Here is an 8,342-nt window from a genome sequence, read left to right on the forward strand (position 1 = left end):
GGCGGGGCGCGGACGGGCAGGGCGGAAGGTGGCGCGCGCCGGCTGCGACGGGGCGGCCCGGCCCGACAGGCCGAGGCGGTGCACCTTGCCGATGACGGCGTTGCGGGTGACGCCGCCGCCCAGCTGTTTGGCGATCTGGCTGGCCGACTGGCCTTCCAGCCAGAGCTTCTTCAGCGCGCCGACGCGGTCTTCTGTCCAGCCTGCGGTCATAGCCAACCCTCCGGGTCTCGGATTCAATATATGGGGTCCAGGCTGCCCTCCCGGGGCCTCGACCTACCACTAATCGTAAACGAGGCCCTAACAGACGCAAGATGTGCGAATCAGTCCGTCCACAGGAACCAGATGTAGGGATGGTTAACGGCGACGGCGACGGCGGCGGCGGCTGCGCCGCCGGGTGGCTAGTGGCTAGTGGCTAGTGGCCAGTGATTAGTGGTTGTCGCCTCTCAGCCAGCGGAAGGGCGGCGCGGTCAACGCCACCGCTCAGGCGCCGGCCAGCCACTGGCCACTGGCCACTAGCCACTTGCATCCCGCCGCCGCCGCCCGCATCTGGCTCCCATGACCGACCTGAGCACGACCCCCCGGCCCCGCAGCTATCCCGGGATCAACTGGATCGGGGTGCGGACCCTGTACCTGCGCGAGGTGCGGCGGTTCTGGAAGGTGGGGGCCCAGACGGTGGCCGGGCCGGTGGTGACGACCCTGCTCTACATGCTGGTCTTCGTCGTCGCCCTGCAGGGTACGCGGCCGCCGCTGCACGGCACACCTTTTCCCGAGTTCGTGGCGCCCGGCCTGATCATGATGGCCATGCTCAACAACGCCTTCGCCAACGCCTCCTCCAGCCTGATCCAGGCCAAGGTGATGAATACGGCGACCGACTTCCTGACCCCGCCGCTCAGCCCGCTGGAGCTGACCATCGGCTTTTCGCTCGGCGCCGCGACGCGCGGCCTGGTGGTCGGGATCGTCACGGCGGTCTGCGTCCTGCCCTTCGCCCGACTGGAGGTGGCGAACCTCGGCCTGATCCTGTGGTTCGGCCTGCTGGCCTGTCTGATCATGGGCATGCTGGGCGTCTTCGCCGGCCTCTGGGCCCAGAAATTCGACCAGCTGGCCGCGGTGCAGAATTTCGTCATCATGCCGATGACCTTCCTCAGCGGCACCTTCTACCTCGTCGAAAACCTGCCCGAGCCGTTCTCGACGATCAGCCATTTCAACCCCTTCTTCTATCTGATCGACGGTTTCCGGGCCGGCTTCATCGGCCCGGCGAACGCCGAGGGGAATCTGCTGGTCGGGGCGGTCATGAGCGGGATCCTGACCCTGGTCATGGCCTGGGCCTGCTGGGCGGTGTTCCGGTCGGGCTGGCGGCTGAAGACCTGACTCACTTGTAAGGTGCGCCGGCCTTCGGGTCGGGCTAGCCATGGCGCCTCGTCTCAAGGGGGTTCCATGCTGTTCCGTTCGCTCGCCGCCGCCGCGGCCCTGCTCGTCGCCTCGCCGGTCATGGCGCAGGACCTCGACCTGCGCGCCCAGGTCGCCGCCTTCGTCCAGCCGTCGAATGAGGCGCGGACCGCGGTCGTCGTCGCCCAGCTGCGGGCCGCCGGCTTCGCGCCGACCGTCGAGACCTTCACCGGCGGCAACCGCCAGACCGGCGAGATGGAGGGCCGCAACGTCGTGGTCACGATCGGCGACGGCCCGCGCGAAATCCTGCTGACCGCCCACTATGACGCGGTGAAGCTGCGCGACGGGACCATGTCGCACGGCGTGGTCGACAACGCAGCCTCCGTGGTCGGGGTGATCGAGGCGGCGAAAATCCTGCGCGGCAAGGCGCTGACCCATCGCATCCGCATCATCCTGTTCGACCAGGAAGAGCTGGGCCTGATCGGCGCGCGCCAATGGATCGCGGCGCACGGCCTGACCAACGTCGCCGCCGTCGTGAACTCCGATGTCGCCGGCTATGGCGACACCATGATGTACGGCCAGAACAACGGCGCCCAGTCCGCCTTCGTCACCCGCGCGGTGCAGGAGCTGTGCGCCGAGCGCGCCCTGCAGTGCGTCGGTTATCCCGAGTATCCGCCGTCGGACGACCGCGCCTTCTCGGCCGCCGGGGCGCCGGTGGTGTCGCTGGGCTTCCAGGACCAGATCGGCGCCCACCAGATGTGGCTGGCCTTCAACGGCGGCGAGGCCAACGGCCTGGCCGAGGGCTTCGTCCCCCAGGTCTTTCAGCTGATCCACTCGGCCGAGGACACGATGGAGCGGGTCGATCCGGCGACCGTCGCCCTGGCCGGCGCGACCTATGCGGCGGTGGTGGAGCGGCTGGACGCGCAGCTGTCGCGCTGATCTGCGCCAAGCGCCAGGGCCGCGTCGGGCCGGGCGGTCCCGAACGGCCGACGATCGCGGCCCATCCAGAGATGTCCCGGTGTTGACTAACACCGTCCTCCGGCCGACAAGGCCTGACCCTTATTCCAGCGGTCCCGGCGCTCTCCAGCGGCGGGGCCGTCTCGCTTTTGGAGGTCTGCCCCGTGTCCACTGAACATCTGATGGGTGTCTACAACCGCGCGCCGCTCGAAGTGGATCGTGGTCAGGGCGCGCGTCTGTGGAGCACGGACGGGACCGAATACCTCGACTGCGTCATGGGCATTTCGACCAACGCCCTCGGCCACGCCCATCCGATCCTCGTGCAGGCGGTCAAGGACCAGGCCGAAAAGCTCTGGCACGTCTCCAACATCTTCAAGATTCCGGGCCAGGAAGCCTTGGCCGACGCCCTCTGCGAGAAGTCGTTCGCCGACGTGGTCTTTTTCACCAACTCGGGCACCGAGGCGGTCGAATGCGCCCTGAAGACGGCGCGGAAATTCCATTCGGCCAACGGCCAGCCCGAGCGGATCGACATCTACGGCTTCGACGGCTCGTTCCACGGCCGCACCTACGGCGCCATCAACGCCGCCGCCAACCCCAGCTACACCAACGGCTTCGGCCCGCCGATGGAAGGCTTCCACCAGCTGGTCTTCGGCGACCATGAAGCCCTGAAGGCCGCGATCGCCCATCCGAACACCGCCGCCATCATCGTCGAGCCGGTGCAGGGCGAGGGCGGCTGCCGGGCCATTCCCGAGGTCTGCCTGCGCGGCCTGCGCGAGCTGTGCGACGAATACGGCGTCCTGATCATCTTCGACGAGGTCCAGTGCGGCATGGGCCGGACCGGCAAGCTCTGGGCCCATGAATGGGGCGGCATGGCCCCCGACATCATGGCCATCGCCAAGGCCCTGGGCGGCGGCTTCCCGGTCGGCGCCTGCCTGGCCACCAACCACGCCGCCAAGGGGATGGTCGTCGGCGTGCACGGTTCGACCTTCGGCGGAAACCCGCTGGCCATGGCCGTGGGCGGCGCCGCCTTCGCCGAGATCTCGAAGCCCGAGACCCTGGCTCACGTCAACGAGATCGCCGGCTATCTGAAGCAGCAGCTGCACGGGCTGAAGGAGCGCTTCCCCGATGTGATCGTGGACGTGCGCGGCAAGGGCCTGCTGCTGGGCGTCAAACTGGTCCCCAACAACCGCGAATTCATGGGCTGGGCCCGCGACGAGAACCAGCTGCTGGTCGCCGGCGGCGGCGACAACTGCGTGCGCATCCTGCCGCCGCTGAACCTGACCCTCGAAGAGGCCCGCGAGGCCGTCGCCCGGTTCGAGAAGACCTGCGAGGGTGCGCGGGCCAAGATGGCCGCCGCCTAGCAATCAAATCCGCTCATCCCGGCGCAAGCCGGGACCCGGTCCTGTCCAGCGTGACGCTGGTGCTCCGGGATTGGCGGATCTTTCCAACCGGGTGAGAGCTTTCACCCAAACCACTGGGTCCCGGCTTTCGCCGGGATGAGCGGAGTAGAGAATGACCCGCCACTTCCTCGACATCCACCGGCTCGAGGCCGGGGCGCTGCGCGCCATCCTCGATGACGCCCATGCCCGCAAGGCGGCGCGCAAGGGGTGGCCGAAGGGCCGGGCCGACGCCGACGCCCCGGCCAAGGATCGCGTGCTGGCGATGATCTTCGAGAAGAACTCCACCCGCACCCGCTTCAGCTTCGACGCCGCCATCCGCCAGCTGGGCGGGGCCTCGATCATCGCCAACGCCGGCGACATGCAGCTGGGCCGCGGCGAGCCGGTCGAGGACACGGCCCGGGTCCTGTCGCGCATGGTCGACGCCGTGATGATCCGCGCCAACAGCCATGAGGACGTCGAACGCTTCGCCCGAGTCTCGACCGTGCCCGTGATCAACGGCCTGACCGACCGCTCGCACCCCTGCCAGATCCTGGCCGACATCATGACCATCGAGGAGGCCCGCGGCCCGATCGCCGGCAAGACGATCGCCTGGGTCGGGGACGGCAACAATGTCTGCCACAGCTTCATGCACGCGGCGCCGAAGCTGGGCTTCCACCTGAACGTCGCCTGCCCGGCGGACTACCACCCCGACCTCCACGACCTGGCCAAGGGCGGCAATTCCGTCACCCTGACCAGCGATCCGCGCGAGGCCGTGGCCGGGGCGGACGTCGTGGTCACCGACACCTGGGTGTCGATGGGCGACGGCGACTATGAAGCCCGACTGGAAGCCTTCGAGGGTTATGGCGTCGACCAGGCCCTGATGGACGCCGCCGCCGGCGACGCCGTCTTCCTGCACTGCCTCCCCGCCCACCGCGGCGAGGAGGTCACCGACGCGGTGATCGACGGTCCGAAGTCGCTGGTCTGGGACGAGGCCGAGAATCGCATCCACGCCCAGAAGGCGGTGCTGGCGTGGTGCTTCGCGGGCTGACAGGAGTCAGGGCCGGCGGGACAGGCCCCAAACACCGAGGCGGGCGTCCCGGGCTGTCCGTTCCTGTCCGTCAAAGGCTCCGCCGCTTTGTTCCCACGCCTGCAGGGCGAACCCCTGGGCGATGAGTTCTCCGCCGAGATCCCGCCAGACGTCGGTGCAGGTGTGGCCGTAGCATTCCGTCCATCGCGCCTGACAACGCCCCATCACGGCGCCAGACACGCCCGGGCCGAACGCTTCACAACGGACGTCCTTGTTCTCCGTGAGAGCCGTCAACTCGTCGACCGCGTTCTGCTCGCAGCGGCCCGGCTCATCCGCGAGGCAGGTGTCCTCCGGCGTCGGCGACCGCACGCCCCAGAGTGAAACCCGCTGGTCCGCGACTTCCAGCGTCGTCGAATCGATGATCGTGGCCTGGCCCGCGAACGACATCGCCTGCGTCAGGCCCCACATTCCTGCGACGACAGTCAGGATCACGCTTCACTCCTCCAGCCCCGAAACGAGGCTGGAGAAGCGCAGGCTCCAAGTCAACGAGGCGGACGCCTATTGAAGGTTCACATCCACGACGCCGCCGGCATCCGGCAAGGTCTTCGTCACATTGGCCTTGGCGACCTCGTAGAAGAATTTGAGGAAGCCGCCCTCATTGACCCAGATCCGGCCGTCGTCGGCGTCGAACTTCAGGATGGTCAGGTGGGGATCGTCCTTGCCCTCCGGATACCAGGCCGCGAGGATCGGGTTCCAGTAGCGGTCGATGACGGCGCGGTCCTGGCCGTGGACGGACAACTGGCCGTGAATGCAGGCCCAGACGTTCTGGTCCTTCGAACCGTAATGGAACATGGCGCTCTGGCCGCCGCCGATAGAGGCGTCATTGGCCAGCTCCGTGTCGTCGCGGGTGAAGAACCAGATGGTCCCGGTCTCCTCCTCGCGAAAGGCCGTCATCGGCTGGGCGTGATAGCCGGGCTGATCGAGCCCCAGCATGCCGGTGTTGGACGTCTTAAGGTGATCCCAGAACTCTTTTTCGGCTTCGGCGGCGGTGAGGGTCTTGTCGCCCATGGGTGATCTCCTGATCTCGGGGGGTGGGTCAGGAATGGCCCCGGGCCGGACGGGTTCCGGCCGCGCGTCGCCTAATAGGGCCGCTGCGGCACGCCCATCAGGGTTCCGAGGTGGATCGCGAGGACGAGGATCGCGGCGCCCGACAGCAGCATGATGAAACGCCACGGGATCATGCGCACGCCACGCGTCAAGTCCCACGGCCGCGATCCCCGCCAGCCGGCGAAGACGGCCAGGGCCAGGGCCGCGACGAGCAGGGCGAGGGTCAGCGTCAGACTCATCGGCGCGAAGTGGTCTGCGGAGCGGCGCGGCGCAAGGGCGATTTTCTTGCCGGGAGGTTAATCTTCATCCGCCGTTAACCACGTCAGCGCGAGATATTCATCGGGTCACGGCGCTTTCCACAGGAAGATGGGGATACCGCTACATCTTGGGGTTAACCACGCGTTTACACCCATCATCTTGGCGTCTAGCGTTCGACAAGTAGGTCGGGAGGCGAATCAGTGAGCGCAGCCGCGCCGTGGAGCGTGAAGGGCATCGAGCCCAAGGCGCGCGAGATCGCCAAGGACCTCGCCCGTCGCTCCGGCATGACGCTGGGCGAGTGGCTGAACACCATCATCATGGAAGACGGCGACGATGACGAAGGCGGCTTCACGCCCCTTTCGCGCCGCCCCCATGCCGCCGACAGCATCGACCGCCGCGGGCGCAGCCGTCGGGTGGACGACGCCTACGGGTCCGGCGCGAACGAAGACCAGCTGCAGCGTCTCGGCGCCTCGATCGACGCCATCGCCGCTCGGCTGGAGGCCGCCGAGCGCCGCTCGACCATCGCCATCCAGGGGGTCGACCAGGCCGTCTCCGGCCTGGTGCGTCGACTGGAGGGGCAGGACCAGAACGGCAAGGCCTATGCCCGCCGCATTGACGATATCGCCGAGGAACTGCGCGAGGGGCACAAGCGCCTGCGCCGTTTCGAACAGGAGGTCGGGCCGCAGACCGCGGAAACCTTCGGCAAGGTCGAGACGACCATGGGCGCCCTGGCCGGCCGCCTCTACGACATCGAGGAGCGCCAGCGGTCGAGCGTCAATGAGTTGCGCCACAGGATGGACGCGGTCGAGAAGGTCGCCGGTCCCGGCGTGGGGCCGGAGCTGCTGGCCCAGGTCGGCCAGCGGCTGGATGAGGCCCAGAGCCGCACCGCCGAGGCCCTGCGCAATCTGCAGACCTCGTTCGCCGGCCTGGATCAACGTCTGCGGGCCGCCGAGTCCCGGACCGAGCCCGAGGGCGCCCGCGAAGCCGCCCGGTTCGAAAAACTGGCCGAGACGCTCAGCCGTCAGGTCGAGGGCAATCGCGTCGAGATGATGCGGCGGCTCGACACCGCCGAGTCCGAAGGCCGGATGGACCGTATCGAGCGCGCGGTCCTGGCCATCGGCGATCAGGTCAAGGCGTCCGAGGAACGTTCCGCCAAGGCGGTCGAGACCATGGGCCGCGAGGTCCTGCGCATCGCCCAGAATCTGAACGGCCGGGTCCAGTCGATCGAGGCGGAAACCCCGGTCCGCTTCGAACAGCTCAGCCGCAAGGTCGAGGCCGACATGGGCCGTTTCGCCCAGGGCGTCGAACAGCGGCTGACCGCGACCGACGACCGTCACGCCCTGGCGCTGGAGAAGCTCGGCGGAGAGATCACCCGGATTTCCGACCGGCTGAGCGAACGCATCGCCCAGTCCGAGCGGCGCTCGCAGCAGGCTCTGGACGACATCGGTCGCCGCCTGGCTGACAGCTCCGCCCGCATCGAACAGGGCTATGACCGCGCGTCCGGCGAACTGGCCGAGCGTATGCGGATGTCGGAAGAGCGCACCGCGGCCCTGATCGCCGAGGCGCGAGGCAATATCGAGCGCCGATCCGAACCGGCGACGCCTGCTCCCGCCCCGGACTCCGACTGGCGGGCCGCGGCCTTCCCCGACGCCGCCTTCCCGGGCGCGCCGTTCTCTGACGCGGTGTTTGACGATCCGATCTATGCCGAGCAGCAGGCCTGGTCCGCCGATCTGGCCCCGCCCGAGCCGGCGCCTGCGGCCTTCAGTCCTGAAGACCCGGCCGACGAGGTTCTGACCGCCGACGCCATCTTCGACGCCGTCCTGCGGGGGCCGCGCGTGGATGAGGCGCCGGTCGTCGCGCCAGCGCCGTTCGGCAGCCGTCCCGGCGGGACGTCGCTGGCCGAAGAGGTCGGTCCTCCTCCGCAGATTCCCGCCTTCACGCCGCCCCCGTTCAACGCCGCCTCCCAGGCCGCCCCGGTTCAGGTTCAACCCGCGCCGATCGCCTTCGGTCAGGGTTTCGGCGGCGCCGACGTCTCCGACGCGCTGGAGGCGACCGCCCCGGGCGGCCCCGACAACGTCTACGACGACGGGCATGACGACTTCGAGGGCGAGACGGATTTCGTCGACCCCCGCGCCCTGCGTGCGGCGGCGGCCCAGGGCCGCGCCTCCTCGACGCGCCAGACCATCGACGCCGCCCGCGCAGCGATGGCCGCCCCCGCCGCCGAGGCG

Annotated in this window: 9 protein-coding genes; 5 read left to right on the forward strand and 4 right to left on the reverse strand. The window is 68.7% G+C overall.

Annotation, left to right across the window (positions count from 1 at the left end; all coding sequences use genetic code 11):
• Nucleotides 1-210 (reverse strand): GcrA family cell cycle regulator (locus QQJ79_RS14005; protein ID WP_284223536.1); only part of this gene is annotated, 210 nt, incomplete at its 3' end.
• 345 nt (nt 211-555) lie between these two features.
• Here QQJ79_RS14005 and QQJ79_RS14010 point away from each other — a divergent pair.
• The 4 genes from QQJ79_RS14010 (at nt 556) to argF (ending at nt 4,770) form a co-directional block, all read left to right on the forward strand.
• A complete protein-coding gene (locus tag QQJ79_RS14010; protein ID WP_284223537.1) occupies nt 556-1,368 on the forward strand; it encodes an ABC transporter permease in 813 nt (270 codons plus the stop codon).
• Nucleotides 1,369-1,434: 66 nt separating this feature from the next.
• Nucleotides 1,435-2,325, forward strand: coding sequence for a M28 family metallopeptidase (locus QQJ79_RS14015; RefSeq protein ID WP_284223538.1), 891 nt, complete (start codon nt 1,435-1,437; stop codon nt 2,323-2,325).
• A 182-nt stretch (nt 2,326-2,507) separates the two neighbouring features.
• A complete protein-coding gene (locus QQJ79_RS14020) occupies nt 2,508-3,704 on the forward strand; it encodes an aspartate aminotransferase family protein (protein WP_284223539.1) in 1,197 nt (398 codons plus the stop codon).
• Between the two features lie 151 nt (nt 3,705-3,855).
• The gene (gene argF, locus QQJ79_RS14025; protein ID WP_284223540.1) at nt 3,856-4,770 is read left to right on the forward strand and encodes an ornithine carbamoyltransferase; all 915 of its coding nucleotides are present in this window, start codon (nt 3,856-3,858) and stop codon (nt 4,768-4,770) included.
• 6 nt (nt 4,771-4,776) lie between these two features.
• On the opposite strand, the gene QQJ79_RS14030 is transcribed toward argF, so the two are convergent.
• The 3 genes from QQJ79_RS14030 to QQJ79_RS14040 all read right to left on the reverse strand — a co-directional run bounded on the left by QQJ79_RS14030 (nt 4,777) and on the right by QQJ79_RS14040 (nt 6,095).
• A complete protein-coding gene (locus QQJ79_RS14030; RefSeq protein ID WP_284223541.1) occupies nt 4,777-5,241 on the reverse strand; it encodes a thermonuclease family protein in 465 nt (154 codons plus the stop codon).
• A gap of 66 nt (nt 5,242-5,307) precedes the next feature.
• Nucleotides 5,308-5,817: a pyridoxamine 5'-phosphate oxidase family protein gene (locus QQJ79_RS14035; RefSeq protein ID WP_284223542.1), complete on the reverse strand. Its 510-nt coding sequence runs from the start codon at nt 5,815-5,817 to the stop codon at nt 5,308-5,310.
• 71 nt (nt 5,818-5,888) lie between these two features.
• Nucleotides 5,889-6,095 (reverse strand): hypothetical protein, encoded by a 207-nt coding sequence (locus tag QQJ79_RS14040; RefSeq protein ID WP_284223543.1) that lies wholly within the window; start codon nt 6,093-6,095, stop codon nt 5,889-5,891.
• A 219-nt stretch (nt 6,096-6,314) separates the two neighbouring features.
• On the opposite strand from QQJ79_RS14040, the gene QQJ79_RS14045 reads away from it, so the two are divergent.
• A partial coding sequence (locus QQJ79_RS14045; RefSeq protein ID WP_488798465.1) for a coiled-coil domain-containing protein occupies nt 6,315-8,342 on the forward strand: 2,028 nt, incomplete at its 3' end.

This window comes from Brevundimonas denitrificans (genome assembly GCF_030160755.1).
Taxonomy (GTDB): domain Bacteria; phylum Pseudomonadota; class Alphaproteobacteria; order Caulobacterales; family Caulobacteraceae; genus Brevundimonas; species Brevundimonas denitrificans.

Coding starts and splice junctions, on each gene's coding strand:
- argF (WP_284223540.1), top strand. CDS start 3,856: ATGACCCGCCACTTCCTCGACATCCACCGGCTCGAGGCCGGGGCGCTG.
- QQJ79_RS14035 (WP_284223542.1), bottom strand. CDS start 5,817: ATGGGCGACAAGACCCTCACCGCCGCCGAAGCCGAAAAAGAGTTCTGG.
- QQJ79_RS14010 (WP_284223537.1), top strand. CDS start 556: ATGACCGACCTGAGCACGACCCCCCGGCCCCGCAGCTATCCCGGGATC.
- QQJ79_RS14015 (WP_284223538.1), top strand. CDS start 1,435: ATGCTGTTCCGTTCGCTCGCCGCCGCCGCGGCCCTGCTCGTCGCCTCG.
- QQJ79_RS14040 (WP_284223543.1), bottom strand. CDS start 6,095: ATGAGTCTGACGCTGACCCTCGCCCTGCTCGTCGCGGCCCTGGCCCTG.